Here is a 23,587-nt window from a genome sequence, read left to right as displayed (position 1 = left end):
ATGTGTGGAATTGTTGGATATATCGGTCATCGAGATGCTTATCCTATTGTTATCAAAGGATTAAAGCGTCTTGAGTACAGAGGATATGATAGTGCCGGCGTTATGCTGTATGACGAAGAGTCGGGCATTAAAGTTTGCAAAACCAAAGGTAAGGTTTCTGATCTTGAAGCTAAAGCCAATGAAGGTTTTGCTGTAAACGGTAATATTGGAATTGGACATACTCGTTGGGCAACTCACGGGGTTCCAAATGATGTGAATTCTCACCCTCATCTTTCTAATTCTGGAGATTTAGCAATTATTCATAATGGAATTATTGAGAATTATGCTCCTCTAAAAGAAGAGCTTATAAAAAGAGGATATACTTTTAAATCAGATACCGATACAGAAGTTTTAGTTAATTTAATAGAAGAAGTTCAAAAGAAAGAAAATATTAAATTAGGAAAAGCGGTTCAGGTTGCATTAAACCAAGTTGTTGGGGCTTATGCAATTGCTGTTTTTGATAAAAAAAATCCAAACGAAATTGTTGCGGCAAGATTAGGTAGTCCATTAGCGATTGGTGTTGGTGAAGGAGAGTACTTTGTTGCTTCAGATGCGTCGCCATTTATTGAATATACTTCTAATGCTGTTTACCTGGAAGATGGTGAAATGGCAAATATTAGACTGCATAAAGATATCAAAATCAGAAAAATTAAAGATGACTCTTTAGTAGATCCTTATATTCAAGAACTTCAAATGAATTTGGAGCAAATTGAAAAAGGGGGGTATGATCATTTCATGCTAAAGGAAATCTACGAACAGCCAAGTGTAATTAAAGATACGTACAGAGGAAGGCTTCATGCAAATGAAGGGATTGTTCAAATGGCTGGTGTTGAAGATAATTTAGGGAAATTCTTAAACGCAAAACGTATTCTAATTGTAGCTTGTGGAACTTCATGGCATGCAGGTTTAGTTGCAGAATATATCTTTGAAGAATTTACACGTATTCCTGTTGAAGTAGAATATGCTTCTGAGTTTAGATACAGAAATCCTATTATCAATAAGGATGACGTTGTTATTGCTATTTCACAATCTGGTGAAACTGCAGATACTATGGCCGCAATTAAATTGGCTAAAGAAAACGGAGCGTTTGTCTTTGGAGTTTGTAATGTTGTTGGTTCTTCTATTTCAAGAGAAAGTCATGCGGGTGCTTACACACACGCTGGACCAGAAATTGGAGTAGCTTCTACGAAAGCTTTTACTACGCAAATCACTGTTTTAACTATGATTGCTTTGAAATTAGGAAAAGCAAAAGGAACATTGTCAAATACAGATTTCCATACGTATCTTCAAGAATTAGAAATTATTCCTGAGAAAGTAGCTGAGGCTTTAGAAACTAATGATAAAGCAAAAGAAATTGCTGCTGCGTTTAAAGATTCTCCAAACTGTCTTTATTTAGGTAGAGGATACAATTTCCCTGTAGCGTTAGAAGGAGCTTTGAAATTAAAAGAGATTTCTTATATTCATGCAGAAGGTTATCCAGCTGCAGAAATGAAACACGGTCCAATTGCTTTAATTGATGAGCAAATGCCGGTGATTGTAATTGCTCCTAAACAAGGACATTACGATAAAATTGTAAGTAACATTCAAGAGATTAAATCAAGAAGTGGTAAAATTATTGCTGTAGTTACAAAAGGTGATGTTCAGGTTCGTGAATTGGCAGATTATGTAATTGAAATTCCAGAAACTTCAGATGCATTATCTCCATTGGTAACAACGATTCCGTTGCAATTGCTTTCTTATTACATTGCTGTAATGAGAGGTTGTAATGTGGACCAACCACGTAATTTAGCGAAGTCTGTTACGGTAGAATAAATTTATTTTTAAATATAAATAATGTTAAAAAAGCGAGATTTAGGTCTCGCTTTTTTTTATTGTCAAAAATTTTTTTCGGCATATGTATTTTTATGAATTTTTCAATTTTTTGATAAAAATTTATATGTATGCATAGTATATTGGTTTTTCTTCTTGTTTTCTTTGATTTTAGTTTAATAAATTGAATTAAGAAATAGTTAAAATATTGTAAAAAAAGGTGGTAAATATGAATTTTATTTAACGTTTTTTTATGCATATTAAAATATTTATGTATTTTGGCTATATATACTAACGAAAAAACTAAACCCAAATGAGAGTCTACTTGCTAATTATGTTGTTGTTCAGCGGAGTATCTTTTGCGCAGAATACAATAACAGGTTCGGTTACAGATGGTAACAAACAATCTATTCCTGGTGCTAATGTTGTTGTTGTCGGAGAATCTAGTGGTGCATCCACAGATTTTGACGGATCGTTTAAATTAACTACTAATGCTAAATTGCCTTTTTCTGTAAAGGTTTCGGCAATAGGATTTGAGTCTAAAACGATAAACGTGACATCGGCAAATCAAAAAGTTAATGTGATTTTAAAAGATGAAGAAACAAAACTAGACGAAATCGTAGTTTCTGCATCAAGAACTCCAGAACGTGTAATTGAATCGCCAGTTACAATTGAGCGTATGGGAATTCAGGAAATTAAAAATACGACGGCTGCAACTTTTTACGATGGCTTGGAAAATTTGAAAGAGGTAAACTTTAATACAAGTAGTATTTCTTTTAAATCTGTAAATACTCGTGGTTTTGCAACAGTAGCTAATACGCGTTTTATGCAGCTGGTGGATGGAATGGATAATTCTTCTCCAGCCTTGAATTTCGTTTTAGGAAATCTTATTGGGGTATCGGACATTGATGTGGCAAGTGTTGAGTTATTGCCAGGAGCTTCTTCTGCGTTGTATGGTGCAAATGCTTTTAACGGAATCATGTTTATGACTAGTAAAAGTCCTTTTACAAATGAAGGTATAAGTGTTTATTACAAATACGGACAAACAAGTCAAGATGCTGCTGGTACAAATGATTATAATGATTTTGGAATTAGAGCAGCAAAAGCGTTTACAAAGCATTTTGCAATGAAGGCTAATTTTACTTATATGGAAGCAAGTGAGTGGATTGCTGCTGATAAAAGAAGTATGACAAGCGGAGGCGATAGCCATGCAGTAAATCAGAATTATGATGGTTTGAATATATATGGTGACGAGGTAACAACTTTTATTCCGAATGTTGGGCAGGTTAGTAGAACAGGTTATCGCGAGCAGGACTTGACGGATAATAAGGTTCAAAGTATGAAAGCGGACTTTAGTGCGCATATTAAACCTTGGGCTGATGATACAGAATTCATTTTACAATATAAAATAGGGACAGGAAGTACCATTTATCAAGGAGCAAACAGATATGCTTTGAAAGATTTCTTAATGCAACAAGGTAAATTTGAGGTTAAAGGAAAAAACTTCTTCGGACGAGTTTATTTTACAAGCGAAGACGCTGGGAATTCTTATGATATGAGATTTGCGGCATGGAACGTTAACAGAGCGGCAAAATCTGATCAGGAGTGGTTTACAAATTATGCTACAGCTTATCAATATGCTGGAGCGGTTATGGGAACTAATGCAAATGAATCGGCTTCAATTGCAAGAAACTTTGCAGATTACAATGTATTGCCAGCTGCAATTTCATTTCTTCCAAAACCAACGGGTTCTCCAAGATTCGAACCGGGAAGCGCTCAGTTTAATAATGCTTTGGCAAATGTAGTAGCAAATCCAGATTTGACACAAGGAGCTAAATTTATTGATCATTCAAAATTATATCACTCAGATGTGAATTATAATTTTAGAGATATTATTAAATGGGCAGAAGTTCAAGTTGGGGGTTCATGGAGAAAATATATCATGGATTCTGAAGGGACTATTTTTACAGATTATGATGGTCCAATTGAATATAAAGAGTATGGTGCTTATGCTCAGTTGCAGAAAAAATTCTTAGACGACAGGCTGAAATTTACTGGATCTTTACGTTATGACAAAAGTCAGAACTTTGATGGAAATGTGTCTCCAAGAATTTCGTTTGTGTATTCTGCGGGAGCATCAAAAACTCATAATTTCAGATTGTCTTATCAAACAGGTTTTCGTAATCCAACTACACAAGATCAATATATTGGTTTAGATCTAGGGCCATTTGCTTTAATTGGTTCTGCTCCAGAAAACTTAGATCGTTTTCAAGAAACAGTAAATGTAAGTGCGGCAGGTCAGGCAATAGCTGGTCAGCCAGCAACTGTAAATATGTCGGGTCAAAATGCTTATCGTAATGCTTATACAGTTGCATCTGTGCAGGCTTTTGCAGCTTCATCTAATCCTGGAGATCTTCAGGTGGCAGATATCGGCTTAGTAAAACCAGAGCAAGTTCAGGCTTTTGAAGCAGGATACCGTACAGTAGTTCAAAATGACTTATCAGTAGATTTGAATGCTTACTATAATATTTATAATGATTTCATGAATACAGCGAGAGTTATTTCGCCATATTATGGAACAGTTGGAACAGATGCAACAAATCCTGCGGTACAACAAACATATCAAGCACTTGCGTTTGGCGATAGAAGAGTGTATCAGGTATATACCAATACAACTGCTCAGATTTCATCTTTCGGTTTTGGAGCAGGATTGTCTAAAAAAGTATATAAAGATTTTGAGGTTGGTGTAAATTATAATTATTCTCAATTTAATTTCAATCAGCAAGATGACCCTGATTTCGTTGCAGGATTTAATACTCCAAAGCACAGAATCAAAGCTTCTTTAGGGAATGCAAAAGTGATTAAAAACTTAGGTTTTAATGTAAATGTAAGATGGAATTCTGAATATTTATGGGAATCTTCTTTTGGAGATGGTATGATTCCTGAAAATACGGTTCTTGATGCTCAAGTAAATTATGCGCTTCCAAAATGGAAATCAGTAATCAAAGTTGGAGCAACAAATCTTTTTGGATCAGATTATCTTCAGGTTATTGGAGCGGGTATGATTGGTCAAATGTGGTTTGCGTCTTGGACAATCAACCCATAACGAGGTAATTATTTATGTGAAATTGATATAGCTTCACTGAAGTTATTTAAAAATGAAGAGGTAATAAATCTAAAAGTACTAATTATGAAAAAAAATATAAAAATGCTGTTGTTGGTTTCTTTATCCGTTATGGCAGCTTGTAATAATGATGATAATAATGCTCCGGCAGAAGTTCCGGTAGTGCCAGGTTCTGCTGTTTTTACAAAATATGTAGCTCTTGGAGATTCTTTTGCGGCAGGTTATAGCGATAATGCTTTGTTTAAGAAAGGACAAGAGAATTCATATCCGAATATTTTGGCGCAACAATTTGTGGCTGCAGGAGGAGGAGCTTTTGCGCAACCGCTAATGAATGATAATATTGGAGGCTTGCTTTTGGGAGGAAATGTAGTAGCGGCAACGCGTTTGTATTTTGATGGCCCAACCCAAACTCCAGTAAATGTAGTGGGGAAACCAACCACAGAAGTTACTGCCCATCTTTCGGGAACATTTAATAATTTAGGAGTTCCGGGTGCTAAAAGTTATCATTTGCTAGCTGCTGGCTATGGTAATGTTGCTGGTGTGGCAACAGGTGCTGCAAATCCATATTATGCGAGATTTTCAAGTACTGCTACAGCTACAGTTTTAGGAGATGCTATTTCGCAGGATCCAACGTTTTTCTCTTTGTTTATTGGAGGTAATGATGTCTTAGGATATGCGACTTCTGGGGGAACAGGAAAAGATCAAACTGGAAATCCTAATCCGGCAACTTATGGAGCGAGTGATATAACAGATCCTTCAGTTTTTGCAAGTGTGTATACTAATTTAGCGACGGCTTTAACAGTAAAAGGAGCAAAAGGTGTTGTGGCAAATTTGCCATACATTACTACTTTGCCGCATTTTACAACAGTTCCGTATAATCCGCTTACGCCTAAGTTAATTGGTAAAAACAATGAAGCTGTGGGTGTGGCTACAATAAAAGCGCTTAATGCACAATTATATGGTCCTTTAAAACAAGCCTTGACAGCTTTTAATGCTGGTGATAGAATTAATTTGCTTTCTGAGACTGGTGCAAGTCCTTTATTAATAAAAGATGAAAGTTTGACAAATTTGTCTGCGCAATTAACTGCAGCATTTACACCAACACTTGGGGCGCAAAATGCGGCTTTTTATGGAGCTGTTTTTGGGCAAGCAAGACAAGCTAAAGCTACAGACTTAGTTGTTTTAACAGCTAGAGCAGATATTGGAACTGCGCCAACAGCTGCGAATTCTGGAATTGGTATTGCACCTCCGGCTCCGTTGAATGCATTTGGAATATCTTATCCTTTACAAGATAAACATGTATTAATTCCAACAGAAATTGCAGAGATTAAAAAAGCTACTGATGCCTATAACGTGACAATTGAGGCTGTGGCTAAAGAAAAAGGCCTTGCATTTGTAGATACAAGAGCAACTATGACACAGTTGGCTAACGGGGGAATTAGATTTGGAAATTTCGTAATGAGTTCTTCTTTTGCAACTGGTGGAGCATTTTCTCTAGATGGTGTACATCCAAGTGCAAGAGGTTATGGTTTGATTGCAAATATCTTTATTGATGCAATTAATGCGAAATATGGTTCGACATTGCGTCATGTTGATTTGTCGATCTATCCAATTCAGTATCCTTCAACACTTCCATGATAATATAAAAAGAAAACAGAAAAAGCCACTCATTTTTAGAATGTAGTGGCTTTTTTCTTTTAACTAAAAAATGAGAGTTTTGGTTGTTTTTTTGATGAGTTTTAGGAATCAAACAAAATCATGCTATTTTTTATGAAAAAAAAATTGATTTTATATTTTAAAAAATTATCTTTGCGCTCTGAAAAAAGAGGTATTTTCGATAAACCTAAATAGCTATTTAATAAATACATAAGTAATGTCAAAAGTAATAGGAAAAGTTGCTCAAATCATTGGACCAGTAGTAGACGTAGTTTTCAACGGTAAAGATGTTGAACTTCCAAAAATTTATGATTCTCTAGAAGTCACTAAAAAAGACGGAACTATCTTAGTTCTAGAAGTACAATCTCACATTGGAGAAAACACTGTTCGTACAATCTCTATGGACTCTACAGACGGTTTGTCTAGAGGATATGAGGTAGTTGGAACTGGAAATCCAATCCAAATGCCAATCGGTCCAGACGTATATGGACGTTTATTTAATGTTGTTGGAGATGCAATTGATGGTTTAGGTGAATTACCAAAAACTGGAGAAAACGGTTTGCCAATTCACAGACAAGCTCCTAAGTTTGAAGATTTATCAACTTCATCTGAAGTTTTATTTACAGGTATTAAAGTAATCGATTTGATCGAGCCTTACGCAAAAGGAGGTAAAATTGGATTGTTCGGTGGTGCTGGTGTTGGTAAAACAGTATTGATTCAGGAGTTGATCAACAATATCGCAAAAGGTCACGGTGGACTTTCAGTATTCGCTGGAGTAGGTGAAAGAACACGTGAAGGAAATGACTTGCTTCGTGAGATGTTAGAGTCAGGAATTATTAAATACGGTGATGATTTCATGCACTCTATGGAAAATGGAGGATGGGATTTATCTAAAGTAGATATGCCAGGAATGAGAGAGTCTAAAGCTACTTTCGTTTTCGGACAAATGAATGAGCCACCTGGAGCTCGTGCACGTGTGGCACTTTCAGGATTATCTATCGCTGAGTATTTCCGTGATGGAGCTGGATCTGATCAAGGAAAAGACGTATTGTTCTTCGTTGATAACATCTTCCGTTTTACACAAGCAGGTTCTGAGGTATCAGCACTTTTAGGACGTATGCCATCTGCGGTAGGTTACCAACCAACATTGGCAACTGAGATGGGTGCTATGCAAGAGCGTATTACATCTACAAACAAAGGATCTATTACATCTGTACAAGCGGTTTACGTTCCTGCGGATGACTTAACTGACCCGGCGCCGGCTACAACTTTCGCGCACTTAGATGCAACAACGGTATTGTCTCGTAAAATTGCTGAGTTAGGTATCTATCCTGCGGTTGACCCGTTAGATTCTACTTCAAGAATTTTGACTCCACACATCTTAGGAGATGAGCACTACAACTGTGCACAAAGAGTAAAAGAAATTCTTCAAAAATACAAACAATTACAAGATATCATCGCTATCCTTGGTATGGAAGAGTTATCTGAAGAAGATAAACTTGCTGTATCTAGAGCACGTCGTGTACAACGTTTCTTGTCTCAGCCATTCCACGTAGCAGAGCAATTTACAGGTATCCCAGGTGTATTAGTTGATATTAAAGATACTATCAAAGGTTTCAACATGATTATCGATGGTGAGTTAGATCACCTTCCAGAAGCTGCTTTCAACTTGAAAGGTTCTATTCAAGATGCAATCGAAGCTGGAGAAAAAATGTTAGCTGAAGCATAATAATATTGGTTGTTAGTTGTTAGTTGTTAGTTGTTAGAAGCAACCATCAACCATCAACCATCAACTATTAACTAAAAAAAATATGATTTTAGAAATAGTATCACCAGAAGCGAAATTATTTTCAGGAGAAGTTACTTCGGTTACTTTGCCAGGAGTTGATGGAAGCTTTCAGATTTTAAATCATCACGCGCCAATTGTTTCTATTTTAGAGAAAGGAACAATTAAAATTGCTGCTCCAAGCTTCAATTTTACGAAAGAGGCTGCTGATAAATTCAAGAAAGTGAATGACCAAACTTATACTTTAGAGATTAAGTCAGGAACAATCGAGATGAAAGACAATAAAATAATTGTATTAGTTGACTAAAACAATTTGAAAATAAGAAGAGAAGCCAGACAGTATTGTCTGGCTTTTTTTATTTTCTTACTTTTGAAGTATCAAAATCTCTTTATAAAATATTTGATTGATTGTAAAAGCGTAGTAAGCTTTTGCACTTTTGCTTCATCTTGAATGATGAGGCACAATTTATTTATGTCAAATTTTATAAAGAGTGTATATGAAAAATATATCAAAAGTTGCCATTCTTGGCGGCGCAGGAAGAACTGGAAAATATCTTGTAAACCAGTTATTAGAAAAAGGATTTACGGTCAAAATATTAGTAAGAAATCCTGAAAATTTTACGATTCAAAATCCTAATTTAGAAATTATCGAAGGTGATGCTGTTGATGAAAGCGCAATTCATTTGTTGCTTAAAGATTGTCAAGTTGTAATGAATACAGTGGGTCAGCGTCCGGGAGAACAAATGGTAGCTAGTCAAGCAACCAAAAATATCTTAAAAAGTATGAATATGTATAATATTCGAAGATATATTTTGCTTGCAGGATTAAATATAGACACGCCATTCGATCATAAGAGTCCTAAAACAATTATAGCAACGGATTGGATGAAAACCAATTTTCCTGAAATCCAGAAAGACCGACAATTGGCTTATGAACTTTTGGTTGCAAGTACAGTCGATTGGACTCAAGTTCGTGTTCCGCTTATTGTGTTTTCTGATGATAGTTCTGAAATAAATGTGAATCTTGAAGATTGTTTAGGAGATAAAATTAATGTGGTAGATATTGCATCTTTTATGATCAAAGAAATGATTGAATCAAAATATAACAGACAATCGCCTTTTATTAGTGGCATTTAATTTCGAATGTAAAACAGCGGGTTGATACGATCCGCTGTTTTTTTATGCTAACTTTCAAATGGCTAACTTTGTTTTTATGGAATTACCGAAACATCTTAATCAGAAAATAGAAAATCATAGACAAAGTGATTTGTTTAAAAAACTGCCTGCCTTTAATAATCTCGTAGATTTTTCTTCTAATGATTATCTGGGGTTTTCTAAATCAGAAGTCATTTTTAAGCACACTCATGCTTATTTGCTGGAAAATGAAATTTTTCAAAATGGTTCAACTGGATCAAGATTAAGTACTGGAAATCATTCGGTCTATCCAATTGCAGAAAGTTTTATCGCTGAATTCCATGAAGCAGAAGCGGCGTTAATTTTTAATTCGGGTTATGATGCCAATATTGGTTTTTTTAGTGCTGTAGCGCAAGAAAATGATGTCGTTTTGTACGATGAATTATGTCATGTTTCAATAAAAGATGGGATTTCATTGTCTAAGGCAAAATCACATTCATTTATTCATAACGATTTTGAAGATTTAGAACGTCTAATTGCTAAATTTCCAAATACAACAATTTATATTGTCACTGAAACTGTTTTTTCTATGGATGGGGATTGTCCGAATTTGGAAGAACTAGTACAACTTTCTGAAAAGTATAATTGTTATTTGATTGTTGATGAAGCGCACTCATTGGGTGTTTTTGGAGAAAAAGGAGAGGGACTTTTGCAGTATTTAAAATTACATAATCGTGTTTTTGCCCGAATTGTGACTTTGGGAAAAGGTTTAGGTTGCTTGGGCGCCGCAGTTTTAGGAAGTATTGGACTCAAAGAATATCTTATCAATTTTGCGAATAGTTTTATTTATACCACAGCTTTACCTCCTCAGGCAATCGCAACAATTTTGACAGCCTACCAGCAGTTGGAAATTGAAAAGGAAAGTATCGAAAAACTTCGACAGAATATTGTATTTTTCAATCAGCAGAAAAATTTATTGGGGTTGAAACCTATGTTTGTTCATAGTAAATCGGCTATACATTCGGCTATTGTTCCGGGAAATAAAAATGTAAAACAGTTGGCTGAGCAACTTCAAGATAAAGGATTTGATGTTCAGGCCATTTTTTCGCCAAAAGTTCCAGAAGGTCAGGAACGTTTGCGTTTTTGTCTTCACAGTTATAACTCGGAAGAAGAAATTAATCAGGTGTTGTTATTGGTAAGAAATTACCTGTTTTAGCTCACTGACTATACTCAAATACGGGTAGGTTTTATTGTTGAATTTTGGAGAAACTCAGGAGTTTAAGAGGCTTATTTATACTAATGACAGAAAACAAAACCTGACAAATCTGTGATAACCAGTTTAATCAGTTTTATCGGTGGCTGATTATTTTTTTTCTTTACTCAACGATTGAATTTCCTCACTTTTTAAAAAAAGTTTAATTTTTTTTGTAACGTTTTGAATGTTTGGTCACTTACGAGTCGTAATCAAATAAACCAAAACAATTATGAAAACACAATCATCTTTTTCGAAACATACTATTTACAAATGTGTCTTAGCTGCATTAGCAGGATTTTTATTCGCTTTGCTTTGCAAAATTTTATTCAAAATTATTAGTGTTGTTTTTTTAGTTATGATGGGAGCTTTAATCCTGGGAACTGTTTCTTCGTGGCAACGAAATAAATACAGCAAATAAAATTTTAGAGAGTTTCAATCATCAAAAAAATCAATCAATTATAAAATCATTAATCAATTATCAACTTAAATCAATCAACAAAATGAAAAATTTTATTCAATCTATAATCGCAGTAATCGTAATTCTTTTTAGTTCTTCTGCCAAAGCACAAGCAAAATCTGTAAAACTTGAAAACAGTCTTTTATGGGAAGTTTCAGGAAATGGGTTAGATAAACCTTCCTATTTATATGGAACGGTTCATATGATTTGCGGACCAGATTATTTTCTTTCTGAAAAAACAAAAAAAGCATTCAACGCATCAAATAAATTGATTTTAGAAATCAACTTTGCTGATCCGACAGAAATGTCAAATATGCAAAAAATGGCGATGGGAAAAGAACCTTTAAGTAAAACATTAAGTTTGAAGCAGTTGTCTGAATTGGATGAGATCTTAAAGAGAACAGCAGGAATTACGGTGCAGCAAGTGGATGGTTTTAGTTTAATGACGGTAATGAGTCTGATTTCTATGAAAACTTTTGGCTGTACAGATATGAAGCTTTATGAGATGGAATTTATCGAAATGGCTAAAAAGAAAAACATGCAGATTGGCGGACTTGAAACGGTGAAATCGCAGTTGGATATTCTTGGAAATGCTTATACAAATGATGAAATGATTACGATGTTAGAAGAATCAAATCAAAACGAAACTACTAAATTAGTGGCTACATATAAAAGCGAAAATATTGAAGAGATATATAATACGGTAACAGATAAAAGATTTACAAGCGAGAAAACAAAAAAAATGATTCTAGATCAAAGAAATTTGAACTGGATTATAGATATGCCTCAGATGATGAAAAAAGAAAGTGTATTTTTTGCAGTTGGAGCGGGGCATTTGGCAGGAGAATTTGGAGTGATTAATTTATTAAGAAAGGCAGGATATATTGTAAAACCAGTAATGAATTAAAACTATTTTGAAAGAAAAAGAACAAGAGTTTTTAAATCGGATCGAAAGTCACAAGGGAATTCTGTACAAAGTCTCGAAGATGTACATGGATAATCATGATGATCAGCAAGATTTATTTCAGGAAATCGTCTGTCAGCTTTGGAAATCGTATGATACATTTCGAAATGAAAGTCAATTTTCAACCTGGATGTATCGAGTGGCTGTAAATACGGCGATCGTTTTCCTTAGAAAGGAGAAGAAAAAAATAGACAAATATGAAATCGCTTCAGAAAACATCAAAGAAGATGAAAGCGATTCGCATATAAAAGAAAGTCAGCTGGATCATTTTTATAAAGCGGTACAAAAACTTGAAAAAATAGATAAAGCGATTATTTTTTATCAGCTGGAAGGCTTTTCTCATAAAGAAATAGGAGAGAATCTGGGAATTTCAGAAGGAAATGCGAGAGTTAAGCTGAATCGAGCAAAAGAAAAATTAAAAGAGATAATTAAAAATCAAGGATATGGATTTTAACGATATACAAAACGCTTGGAATAACGAAAAGACCGAAAATGTAGTTCTTCCAAATAATTTAGAAAAAATTAATTCGGCAAATACGCCTTTAGGCAAGATCAAGAGAAATCTGAGAAATGATCTTATAACGCAGACTATAGCTGTTGTAGTTGTTGGTGTTACACCTTACTTATATGGTTTCTCGCAAAAATGGATTGCACCATTTTACTTGCTTTTCAGTATCTTTTTTGCCATTTGTGTTTACTACTTGACCAAACTTTATTTCTTTTATAAAAGGCTAAATAATATTACATTGAAAACTAAGGACAGTTTGTATGAAACGTACTTTGATGTAAGGCTTAATATGGAATTATATAAAACTTTTGGATTTGCATTAACACCATTTTTAGTGTTGTTTTTACTTGGTTTTTTATATGAAAAATTTTCTATGAAACCTGGTAGATTTCAAATAACGGACTTTAGCAATGGACAATTAATTAGTGTTTTTGTCACTGTAGTGTTTGCGATTTTATTTATGGGATTTTCTCTCGAATGGTCGGTAAAGTGTTTTTATGGAAAATATGCTAAGGAAATTAAAAAGGTAATAGACGAATTAAAAGAAGAATAAAAACAAGAAACCCATCGTTAATCGATGGGTTTCTTATTTTTATATTAATTGAAAATAATTTTCTTAGTGACCTGAGAGCCGTTTTCTAAAATGACTTTGACTAATAAAACCTGATAACCTGAAGGAAGATTTGTAATCTGTAATTCATTTGAATCAATTTTAGTCTTATTATAAACAGATTGTCCGCTGATGTTGTAAATCTGTACGTCTTTTATGTTTTCTTTAGTAACGTTAATTTTTACAACTTTTGATTTTACAGAAACAAAAACAGTATTATCTGCCGTTTCAAAATCTCCTGTTCCTAATGTTTTAGAAGTATAACGCAGTTTGAAACGATCTGCAAAAGTTCCGACTTCTGTTGTAAATTTATAATTTTCTGTACGTAAATCTATTGTTTTACCTGTTATTGCATCTTCTAAATAAACAGCTTGTTTGTCAAAAAATCCATCTGCATGGTCAATTGAAATTGTTAGTTCTCCAGCAGTCGTTGCTTTGTATCCTAAAGGAATTACATCTGTATCATCAAAAGGAAGCGCACGTCCTTGGATTGCCAGTTTCTTAGATTCATTAATACTATAAAAATCAACATAATTGTTCGATCCCATAGTTGTGGCATCATAGTCAATATCGATGCTGTTTGTTGCACCTTCGATGTATCCAACCAAAAGCTGTTTGTAAGCACCTTCATCGTTGCTCATATTTAACCATACACGATTTTTTTCAAGCTCACCTGTAGTATTGCTTTTATAAAATTGTGAGTTATTACCAGCTCTACGCATTGTATTATTGAAATTCACCTTTGTTGAAGATGGTTTTGCCAAAAAGCCCTGTCCTACAGCGATATATCCTTCGAAATATTTTCCGTTAAGTTTTGCACCACCAACATTTCCAGATAAATTGTAAGCTGCATAATCCGCATTTCCGTAATAGAAATTAGTATCTCCTGGTTTACTTTGCGTAGGAACTGAATTATGTGTCCAGAAATACAATGTACCCAAACCAGTATTTCCTCTAATTAAGTCATCTGCATAAATTGCTGATGGATAAGGATTTCCTATTAAGTTGAATTTTCCTTGTACTACATCTACATTGATATCACCATTATTAGGAACACCTCCTTTAAAGGTACCTGTAAATTCTGCAGGCGTCGTAGGATCAAAATATTGTGGAGCCCTGATGCTATAACCTACTCCTTTTTCCATAGGCCATTCTCCGTTAAGCTTGGAAACCCATCCTAAAGAAGTATCATAAATATAATATTTATCCAATAAAGTGTCTGGAGATAAATCGTGCATTGTAAAACCACCAGCTTTTGTAATCGGATTAGACCAATACGTCAAATCCATACGTCTTGCAGTTATTTTTCTTTGAACTTCAAGCGCATTTGCGTTATTTCCTGTAAACATTGTTGTGCTTGTAGAAGTTTGAAGAAGTGATCCGCCACTTTGTATTACAAATTTTCCTGTATTGATTACATTTATGTCTTCGTCAACAGTAAGTGTTCTGTTGGCAGGAATATTTAACGTAGCCCCTGCTTTTACAGTACAAGAACAAACTCTAATGTCTGAACCTAAATTTACGGTTGAACTAATTTCGATAGAACTGTTTGAGTTAACCGTCTCACTTCCTGTGTAAGGTGTCATTACTCTTACGAAATTGACTGCTACGTTTGCATTTCCTCCGTCTTCTCTTAAACGAACTTCAATTTTAGAGTTACTTCCTAAAATGTATGTTGCTCCTGTATTAATATATGCAGGTGTATTTGTATATCCAGCTTGAGTAAATATCAAATTGTTATCTAAATATATTTGAGTTGCATCATCAGAATTTGCTAATTCTATTCTGTACGTTCCACAAGGAAAACCTTGACGTCTGTACGAAACAGTAAAATTATCATTTGGCATTGGAGCACCTTGCCAAGCTGTTGCAGCTGCAGGTGATTTGTCAACTGGCCAATATGTTGTAGATTTTACATTAAGGCTAGGATCAACAAAATTTCCAGCGTACACTACATTGCTTAAATTAAGGTCGTTTTTAACAAAACCATAAACATTCCAAACTTTGTCACCATAAGGAAGAGTTTGGTCTCCTTTTACTAAGCCAAAAGAAATCTGAACTCTAGAAGAACCGTCAAGTTCAAAATATTCAAGAATAAATTCGTGTGTTCCAGTTGTTGTGATGTTTCTAAGAACAGAATCTACCGTATAACTATGTTGGTTCCAACGTTCCAAAACTTTAACTCCATCAACATATAGTCTTACTCCATCATCACTTCCAAGCATGAAATTGTATTGTCCTGCTTCGGCAATATTTGCAGTCATTTTGTATCGTACAAAAAACCTGTCGGTTGGTGCTGGGTCACAAAAATTTCTCGTAGCACCGTTTACGGCACCAGCTTCAACATTTCTGTCAAAGTTTTGGGTTGTTTCAGTAACAGTTCCTAAATAATTTACACCTGTACCTGTTGGTAAAGTATTGTATGCTGGATTTGGAGCCGTATTTCCGGTGAAACTGTAAACATATCCAATCCATGATCCATTACCAAAAGCTACTTGATTACCTGATATTTGACAACTAACATTTACTGTTACAGTAGCTGTTGAGTAATTCAATCCATTAAAAATTGTATACTCAAATTTAGAAGTTCCTGTAAAACCAGCTGTTGGCGTAAATGTTATGTTATTTGTACCATTAACCTGTACAGTTCCGCCAGAACTTGGTTGAGTTGCTGTTATTGATGCTAAGGGAGTATAATTTTCATCATTTGATAAAATAGGAACTACAACGGCTGTATTTGGATTAGTTTGTATAAAATCGGCATTGGCAGTAATCAAATTTGCAGGCTCCACAATACCAGAAATGGTTGGTCCAACTTCTCCACCAGTGTCGTTTCTTAGTTTAAAGTATCCATTATATAAATTACTAACAGCATAAGGATAAATTCTTATATATAAAGTCTCGTTTTTAGTGCTCGATATTGTTGTGCCACTTGGAAAATTTAAAGTAACGTCTGTATCAGTTCCTCTAAAAGCTGTTGTAGGACCTAGAAAAACAGTACCATTGTCTGCAAAATTGGGATCTTTAGAGTAACGAACTTGAAACATTGAAGCTCCCTGATCATCACTTTGAGAGAAATAAGCAAATTTTAATTGTTTAAGTGTTAGTTTGTATTTTTCCTTAACTGTCACACTAAATTGAATGTAGCGATTTAAAGTTTCTGCGGTTGAGCCATTATTTTGAAGGCCATTGATGTTAAAATAGTTACTATATGTACCAAGTTCCAAATTGGCTTGATTTGCAGTTGGTGGAGAAACGGTTAAGTCATTTCCTGTTATATTTTGATCAGTCACTACTGCTTTTGGCGTTTGATCTGCACCATTCCAGATAATTAATTTAGGAGTAAGTGCATTAACATATATTACTACAGTTGCTGTGGCGCTTTTTGCCCCAATCGTCAGAGTGTAAGTAAATGAAGTTGTTCCTGTAAATGTCGCTGTAGGTGTAAATACGAAAATATTGCCATTTCTAGAAACTGTTCCTTCTGTTGATGGAGGTTGTGTATTGGTGATAGTTGCACCAGTAGTGTTTGTATCATTTGTTAACGGATTAAAAGAAATGGCTGTTTTTTCTTGTGTTGTGATAAGATCGTCATTTGCATTTAAATCTGCTGGATTGTAAACCGAAACAGCTCCGTTAATTGTCGGTGTTGTGTTTCCTGCTTCTACAGTGTTTTTGTTAATTAAAAAAAGAGGTGACCCTAAGTCTGAGCGACTTTTTATTTTATATCCATAGATGCGAATTGTTATTTTTTCGCCATTGTACAAAGTTATTTTTGATAAATCTAAAGATTTATTCACTTTGCCACTTTGTGTTGCTTCATCGATTAGTACCGTACTTGTTGCGAAGCCATCTTTCGAATAACGAACTTGATATCTTTGTAAGCTGTTAATGTTCTCTGCTCTGTAAGTAAAATTGAATGTATTCAGTTTAATTTTATAGCCAGGTTTAGAGCCAACAACAAATTGAAAATATTTTCTTTCATCAATAGAAAAAGATGTTGTCCAAGGACTTCCTCTAAATCCTTGATAATCTAGCGGAGCTAAAGTTAAATCAGGCCCTGCGCTTACCGGCTCAGCTTCAACGGAGTTTGTGTAAGGGGAAAGAACGATAGGATCGTTGTCGGCAGGATTATCCCATTTTACTAAATTCGCATTTTGAGCAAACCCCAAAAAAGGCAACAATAAAAATAAAAGTAAAGTTTTTTTCATGTTAAATGTTTTCTATCAGTTTGTTATGCTGGCATAGGACTTTTTTGCCGTCGCAAAGATAAATACATCTACGAGCTAGAAATAAGGAGGGTTTTCAATACCTAGATATATCCGATGAATTGTTAAAATACTCGACGAAATGCATAAAAAAAATTAACAATTTGCGGATATTCTTATAAAAACCAGAAAAAATATATAAGAATAATCGCAATATTCGGGCTTTTTTTTGATACATTTTTCAATTTTTGGACTCAAAAACGCTAGTTTGGCTATAAAATCGTCAAAATCGGATTAATTTATAACCAAGTGTTGTAAGGTGTTTTTGTATGGAATTTAAGACAATTTTAAAAGGAAGTATTTTGATTTTTAAATAATTATAGAATTGTCTTTTTTTGATCGAAGTAGAATTAGTTCGATTCTAATTCTTTTACTTTTTCGTAAACCAAATTGCTTTCATAACCTCTTCGAAGCATATAGTCACAAAATTTTTTGCGTTTTTTTAATGCATTAGATTCTGATAAACTATTCCAGCATCTTTCTGCCAGATTTTCGAAAGTTTCGAAATATTCTTCCGAAGAAATTTCCTTTAAAGCCAAAGTGATATTTGTCGATGAAATTTGTCTTGCTTTAAGTTCGTTGGTGATTCTGATTTTTCCCCAATGTTTAATACGATGTTTGCCACGTGCAAAACTACAAGCAAACCGAGTTTCATTTAAAAAATTACCTTCAATAAGCTGTACGATAATAGTGTCAATTTCGTCAGAAGTCATTTTTAAACTATAAAGTTTCGAAACAACTTCTTCATGACAACGTTCCTGATAGGCACAAAAGTGTTCCAGTTTTTGTAAAGCTTCTTTGAGTGTAAATGTGCTCTTCATCGGGTTTTTCCTGCATTTTAACGATTAAATCTAAAAACGGATAAATACTTACAAAAAACTTCTAAAATTTGTTAAGATTTTTGGAAAAGAATGATTGTAAAATGTTGTGTATGTGCCGAATTTAAATATTTTTGTACGAGAATTTAACTGATTTGTAATCCCGCTAATAAACAGGATTTTAACTTTTAAATTTGACTGAAAAAAGATAAAAAAACACACTCTTTTTCAAAAGAAAATGCCCTTTTTGCTTTTTAGCAACCAAAAACAAATTTAAAATAAATACCACATTGATATGAAACGAAAACTACTTTTGTTTATTCGCTTTTTATTTTTAAGAATCTTTGATCTTACTTCGAGAAAGATTTTAAATCCAAGCTTAAGTGTTACTTGCATAATGCTGTTTTTTGTGTTCTCAAAAAATTATGGGCAATGTTCATATCCTAGTGGAGCTACACAAGTTGGATCGGTATATAGCTTTTGTATAGATAATTCTAATACGATAAACACATCAAATGTTTCATCTGGACAATATGTTACATTAAATGTTATAAAGGGCTTTAATTATACTTTTGCTGTCGGCAATGCATTTAGTGGAAATGAAAATTTGACATTATTTAATGCAGCGACAAACGTAAATTTTGGATCAGCTGGGTATAGTTCTGGAGGTAGTGGGACCAATCTTTCTTGGACATCAACAATTAGCGGGCAAATAAAAGTTTTGTTGACTAATGGTACTTGTTCAACAAATGGATCTGGAAATAGAGCATTAACGATTACGCTAAATTCTTTAGGAAATACACAAGAAACCCAAAATGAAACGGCATCAAATACTTGGGTTGGACATATTTATAATGCAGGTGGCTCTACACCGGAGCCTTTTAGTCTTGCAAATTATGCAGGTTATTATAATGTTTCCTCAGAAACTATAAATGAAAACTTTGGTGGTGATGGTGCTTGTTTTCCGGTATATTCAGATGATGTCCAAAGAGCACAAATGTATACAGAAGGTTTTGCTGTGAGATATAAAATGAATACTACTAAATCAGGATGTTATATTGTCTCGATAACAGGAGATGATGGAATTAGGTTATCTTTAAATGGAACACAAATTTTTGACAGGTGGGTTCAGCAAAGTTCAACTACATACAGTAATGTTCTAGTCCGTTTGACAGGAAATGATAATTTTATTCTGGACTATTATGAAAATTCCGGAAGTAATGTCGTTGGTTTTTCAATGGTTCCATTTGATTCCAATTCTAATACTATTACAGCACCGGCTACAGTTAATTTTTGTTCAGGTGGCGATCCTGCGGTAATTGGAGGCTCTTTGCAATATAGCTCTAGTGATGCATCTTTGCAGAATCCTCAATTAAATTTTCAGTGGCAAATTTCAACAGACGGAAGTGCTTTTACAAATATAGCAGGTGCAACAGGAAGAACATATGATCCACCTGCAACAACTACATCTGTAAATGTTGTGAAACGTTATAAAAGAGTAGTAACTTTTGCCAGTAGTATGGCAGATGTTAACGGAGTAAAAGGAGGATGTACCTATGCAGATAGCAATATAGTTACTATTACAACAAGTCCTGCTTTGCCGGTTTTACAAACAACGCCAACTAGCGGGACAGTAACGCAGTGTCCTTCTTTAGCTGGTCAGGTTTATTCTGTAACAGCAACAAATGCTTTATCTTACACTTGGACAGTTCCAACAGGATGGTCAATAACAGCAGGACAAGGTACAAATACTGTTACAGTAACTACAGGAACTTCTGGACAAAATGGGAATATTGGAGTAACAGCAACAAATGCATGCGGGACAACTGCAGTTAAAAATTTAGCAGTAACAGTAGTTTCAGGTCCTACTTTAAGTCAGCCATCTCCGGCTGGTCAGACGGTATGTATAAATGCTGCTATGACGGCATTATCTGTAACGGCTTCAGCAGGAAGTGGTACAATTTCAAATTACAAATGGTATAGCAATACCACAAATTCAAATACTGGAGGAACATTAGTTCAAAATGCTAACTCAAGTGCAACAACTAACAGTTATACTCCGTCTAGTGCAACTTCTGGTACATTATACTATTATGCGATTGTTACAAACTCTAATAATTGTACAACTACAAGCGCTGTGTCTGGTGCCATTACAGTAAATCCAGTCCACACTATTTCTGCAACGACAGCAGTAAATCAAACTGTTTGTCAAAACAGTGCCATGAGTAATATTACATTTACTTTAGGCGGTGGTGCGACAAATGCAACTGTGTCGAATCTTCCACCGGGTGTAAGTTATTCCGTTTCAGGTAATACTTTAACAATTAGTGGTACTCCAACAGTAATTGATGTGTATAGTTATTCTATAACAACAACGGGTAACTCTTGTACTGTAGCAACTGCGAGTGGTAATATCATTGTTGGTATTGGAAATAATGTTCTAACATATAATAATGGTACATCAGGATCAGTTTGTGTAGAAGTAAATGAGAATGATCCGGTTGCTTTTACTGCTCCGGCTGGAACTTATTTCAATACCGTTACTTTTGCTAGCTATGGTTTACCAAGTGGTGGATGTGGTTCTTATGCAGTAGGAGCTACTTGTCATTCTCTTACAAGTCAATCGGTAACTGAAGGAAGGGTTTTGGGTAATTCCAACACAATAACTTTCAGAGCAGATAATGATACTTTTGGAGATCCTTGTTACGGAACTGGTAAACGTTATAGAGGTTCAGCTTCTTACTCTCAGCCAGTTTGTAATGGAACAGATGCAGGAGTTATTTCAGGAAGTGCACCAACAGGTCCGGGAAGTTATACTTATCGTTGGGAAAGTAGTACAACGGGAACTTCAGGAAGTTTTGCACCTATACCGAGTAGTAATGTGCAGAATTATTCGCCTGGAATTTTAACTCAGACTACTTATTTCCGAAGAGTTGTTACTTCAAGCGGATGTACAAATATTTCACCAGTAATATTAATAAGAGTTAATGAAAGACCAACTTCAACGGTAAGTGGTACAAGAACAATATGCAACGGAGAAAGTACAACAGTTTCTGTAGCATTGACAGGTACAGCACCTTGGAACATATCTTATACATACGGAGCAACATCGGGTACTTTTACCACAAGTACAAATCCTTATACAGCTACTGTTAGCCCATCAACGACTACAACCTATGCTATCACAGCTTTAAGTGATGCCAATTGTAGTGCTATTGCATCTGGTATGTCAGGAAATGCAGTAATTACAGTAAAACAAATACAAGGAACGCCAACAATATTAGACAAAACTAATATCGATTGTGTGGGTTCAGGAACAATAACATTAGGAAATTTAACGGCTTCAGGTTGGACAATAAATCAAACAGGGCCAGGATCAGCAACTTCTACCATAACAGGTACAGGAGCATCTCGTCAAATAACGGGACTTGCTGCCGGAAACTATACTTTTACAGTCGAAACTCCGAATACTTGTGTATCGGCAGCTACTGCTGTACAAACAATTAGCGATAATTCATCGACAACATGGACGGCGACAGGATGGTCAAATGGAAATCCAGATAGTACAAAAAGAATTATAATTAATTCAAACGTCGGTACGCCTTTCCCTTCTGGTACACCAGTTGTAAACGGTTGTGCTTTGACCATCAATCCAGGTATAAATGTCACAGTTCCTAAGGAAGTAACTTTGGTAATTACCAATGCTGTAACAACCGATGGACAATTGACATTTGAAAGTGAATCAAGTTTAATGCAAACTACAGACGTTGCCAATTCAGGAAATATTACATACGAAAGAAAGATAACTGTAAGACGTATGGATTTAACGTATTGGTCAAATCCGCTTACAAAAGTTGGTGGTTTTACAATGCATGATTTATCGGAAGATACTTTATTAGATAAATATTACATTTATGATACTACTTTGGGTTGGGTTTCCAAGCTTAACGGAGAATGGCCTATGGAAAAAGGAATAGGTTATAGCATCAGGGCTCCACAATATTTTGATCCTACGACGCCTGCAGATTTCATTGGTAGGTTTGTAGGGGTTCCGAATAACGGAAACGTCGATGTAACTGTAGTATCAGGAAAATTTAATTTAATCGGTAATCCGTACCCTTCGGCAGTAAGCGCAAATGCATTTATTACCGGAAATACAGGTGTAGGGACAGTATATTTCTGGACTCATAATTCACTTCCTATACAAAGTGGAGCTCCAGGAGATACAAACTTTTACTATGGTAGTACAGATTACGCAGCATATAACCTTTCTGGACCTGCAGGAGCCATGCTTAATGGAAGAAACTTTGACGGATTCATAGCAGCAGGACAAGGGTTCTTGGCAAAACCACCAGCGGGAGGAGTTATTCATTTCACTAATTCAATGCGTAGAGCGGGTAACAACTCACAATTCTACAAAAACAATAATGCAGATGATTTGGAAAGAAATCGTATCTGGCTAAGTTTTACCAATACGCAGGGTGCTTATAAACAATTGCTACTTGGATATATTGAGGGGGCAACAAACGGTATTGATATTGATTATGATGCTACGACAATGTCTTCTAATAGTTATGTGGATTTCTACACGATCAATGAATCTAAAAAGTTTACAATTCAGGGACGAGCGCTTCCGTTTGTAAATACAGATGTCATTCCGTTAGGATACAAAACAACAATTGCTGGAGAGTTTACCATTGCAATTGAAGACGCTGATGGATTTTTCGATAGTCAGGAAGTTTATTTGGAAGATTTGACTACAAGTAAAATAATAAATTTACGTACTGAAAATTATAAGTTTAAAACAGAAATAGGGACTTTTACAGATCGTTTCAAACTGCGTTATACTTCTAAAACATTAGGAAACGAAGAGTTTGAAGATCTTGAAAACAGTGTTGTAGTTTCGATAAAAAATAAAGTGTTAAAAATTAATTCTTCTAAAGAGGAAATAAAAGAAGTGAGCATTTACAATGTCGGAGCACAATTAATGTATACTAAGAACAATGTCAATTCATCTGAATTAGTGATTTCAAATTTAAATTCAAGTAATCAGGTTTTATTGGTAAAAGTGACTTTAGAGAATGGGTATTCATTTAGTAAAAAAGTTATTTACTCTAATTTATAATAAAAAACAAACATAAACCCCAAGCCCATTCTTAT

The 23,587-nt window shown here is 34.8% G+C and carries 14 protein-coding genes; 12 read left to right on the top strand and 2 right to left on the bottom strand.

Features of this window, described 5'->3' with window-relative positions; translation table 11 throughout:
* From glmS to K6T82_RS12575, 11 genes are all read left to right on the top strand, one after another.
* Nucleotides 1–1,851: a glutamine--fructose-6-phosphate transaminase (isomerizing) gene (glmS, locus tag K6T82_RS12625; RefSeq protein WP_223706237.1), complete on the top strand. Its 1,851-nt coding sequence runs from the start codon at nt 1–3 to the stop codon at nt 1,849–1,851.
* Nucleotides 1,852–2,161: 310 nt separating this feature from the next.
* The gene (locus K6T82_RS12620) at nt 2,162–4,954 is read left to right on the top strand and encodes a TonB-dependent receptor (protein WP_223706236.1); all 2,793 of its coding nucleotides are present in this window, start codon (nt 2,162–2,164) and stop codon (nt 4,952–4,954) included.
* A gap of 84 nt (nt 4,955–5,038) precedes the next feature.
* Nucleotides 5,039–6,610, top strand: a complete 1,572-nt coding sequence (locus tag K6T82_RS12615; protein WP_223706235.1) for an SGNH/GDSL hydrolase family protein — start codon at nt 5,039–5,041, stop codon at nt 6,608–6,610.
* Nucleotides 6,611–6,845: 235 nt separating this feature from the next.
* Nucleotides 6,846–8,357 carry a F0F1 ATP synthase subunit beta gene (gene atpD, locus K6T82_RS12610; protein WP_179002957.1) on the top strand — a complete coding sequence of 504 codons (1,512 nt, stop codon included), beginning with the start codon at nt 6,846–6,848 and terminating at the stop codon, nt 8,355–8,357.
* Nucleotides 8,358–8,439: 82 nt separating this feature from the next.
* Complete coding sequence (locus tag K6T82_RS12605) at nt 8,440–8,721, top strand: F0F1 ATP synthase subunit delta/epsilon (protein ID WP_223706234.1); 282 nt, start codon at nt 8,440–8,442, stop codon at nt 8,719–8,721.
* A 190-nt stretch (nt 8,722–8,911) separates the two neighbouring features.
* Complete coding sequence (locus K6T82_RS12600; protein ID WP_223706233.1) at nt 8,912–9,550, top strand: NAD(P)-dependent oxidoreductase; 639 nt, start codon at nt 8,912–8,914, stop codon at nt 9,548–9,550.
* A 76-nt stretch (nt 9,551–9,626) separates the two neighbouring features.
* Nucleotides 9,627–10,763, top strand: coding sequence for an aminotransferase class I/II-fold pyridoxal phosphate-dependent enzyme (locus K6T82_RS12595; protein ID WP_223706232.1), 1,137 nt, complete (start codon nt 9,627–9,629; stop codon nt 10,761–10,763).
* 268 nt (nt 10,764–11,031) lie between these two features.
* Nucleotides 11,032–11,220, top strand: coding sequence for a hypothetical protein (locus K6T82_RS12590; RefSeq protein ID WP_223706231.1), 189 nt, complete (start codon nt 11,032–11,034; stop codon nt 11,218–11,220).
* An 82-nt stretch (nt 11,221–11,302) separates the two neighbouring features.
* Nucleotides 11,303–12,166 (top strand): TraB/GumN family protein, encoded by an 864-nt coding sequence (locus tag K6T82_RS12585; RefSeq protein ID WP_223706230.1) that lies wholly within the window; start codon nt 11,303–11,305, stop codon nt 12,164–12,166.
* A gap of 7 nt (nt 12,167–12,173) precedes the next feature.
* Complete coding sequence (locus K6T82_RS12580) at nt 12,174–12,677, top strand: RNA polymerase sigma factor (RefSeq protein WP_223706229.1); 504 nt, start codon at nt 12,174–12,176, stop codon at nt 12,675–12,677.
* Entirely contained in the window at nt 12,667–13,284 is a 618-nt protein-coding gene (locus tag K6T82_RS12575; protein WP_223706228.1) for a hypothetical protein, read from the top strand. Before K6T82_RS12580 ends, K6T82_RS12575 begins: the two co-directional genes overlap by 11 nt.
* A 44-nt stretch (nt 13,285–13,328) precedes the next feature.
* Here the strand turns inward: K6T82_RS12575 and K6T82_RS12570 are convergent, their stop codons facing one another.
* On the bottom strand, nt 13,329–17,552 hold the full coding sequence (locus K6T82_RS12570; protein WP_223706227.1) for an Ig-like domain-containing protein: 4,224 nt from the start codon (nt 17,550–17,552) through the stop codon (nt 13,329–13,331).
* A 407-nt stretch (nt 17,553–17,959) separates the two neighbouring features.
* Nucleotides 17,960–18,430: a regulatory protein RecX gene (locus K6T82_RS12565; protein ID WP_223706226.1), complete on the bottom strand. Its 471-nt coding sequence runs from the start codon at nt 18,428–18,430 to the stop codon at nt 17,960–17,962.
* A gap of 292 nt (nt 18,431–18,722) precedes the next feature.
* On the opposite strand from K6T82_RS12565, the gene K6T82_RS12560 reads away from it, so the two are divergent.
* Entirely contained in the window at nt 18,723–23,552 is a 4,830-nt protein-coding gene (locus K6T82_RS12560; RefSeq protein WP_223706225.1) for a T9SS sorting signal type C domain-containing protein, read from the top strand.
* Nucleotides 23,553–23,587: the final 35 nt, after the last annotated feature.

Origin of the sequence: Flavobacterium potami, from assembly GCF_020026915.1 — a bacterium.
GTDB lineage: Bacteria > Bacteroidota > Bacteroidia > Flavobacteriales > Flavobacteriaceae > Flavobacterium > Flavobacterium potami.
Note: the sequence above shows the minus strand (reverse complement) of the source record. Positions and strands in the feature narration are given on the sequence as shown.

Coding starts and splice junctions, on each gene's coding strand:
- glmS (WP_223706237.1), top strand. CDS start 1: ATGTGTGGAATTGTTGGATATATCGGTCATCGAGATGCTTATCCTATT.
- K6T82_RS12620 (WP_223706236.1), top strand. CDS start 2,162: ATGAGAGTCTACTTGCTAATTATGTTGTTGTTCAGCGGAGTATCTTTT.
- K6T82_RS12615 (WP_223706235.1), top strand. CDS start 5,039: ATGAAAAAAAATATAAAAATGCTGTTGTTGGTTTCTTTATCCGTTATG.
- atpD (WP_179002957.1), top strand. CDS start 6,846: ATGTCAAAAGTAATAGGAAAAGTTGCTCAAATCATTGGACCAGTAGTA.
- K6T82_RS12605 (WP_223706234.1), top strand. CDS start 8,440: ATGATTTTAGAAATAGTATCACCAGAAGCGAAATTATTTTCAGGAGAA.
- K6T82_RS12600 (WP_223706233.1), top strand. CDS start 8,912: ATGAAAAATATATCAAAAGTTGCCATTCTTGGCGGCGCAGGAAGAACT.
- K6T82_RS12595 (WP_223706232.1), top strand. CDS start 9,627: ATGGAATTACCGAAACATCTTAATCAGAAAATAGAAAATCATAGACAA.
- K6T82_RS12590 (WP_223706231.1), top strand. CDS start 11,032: ATGAAAACACAATCATCTTTTTCGAAACATACTATTTACAAATGTGTC.
- K6T82_RS12585 (WP_223706230.1), top strand. CDS start 11,303: ATGAAAAATTTTATTCAATCTATAATCGCAGTAATCGTAATTCTTTTT.
- K6T82_RS12575 (WP_223706228.1), top strand. CDS start 12,667: ATGGATTTTAACGATATACAAAACGCTTGGAATAACGAAAAGACCGAA.
- K6T82_RS12570 (WP_223706227.1), bottom strand. CDS start 17,552: ATGAAAAAAACTTTACTTTTATTTTTATTGTTGCCTTTTTTGGGGTTT.
- K6T82_RS12565 (WP_223706226.1), bottom strand. CDS start 18,430: ATGAAGAGCACATTTACACTCAAAGAAGCTTTACAAAAACTGGAACAC.
- K6T82_RS12560 (WP_223706225.1), top strand. CDS start 18,723: ATGAAACGAAAACTACTTTTGTTTATTCGCTTTTTATTTTTAAGAATC.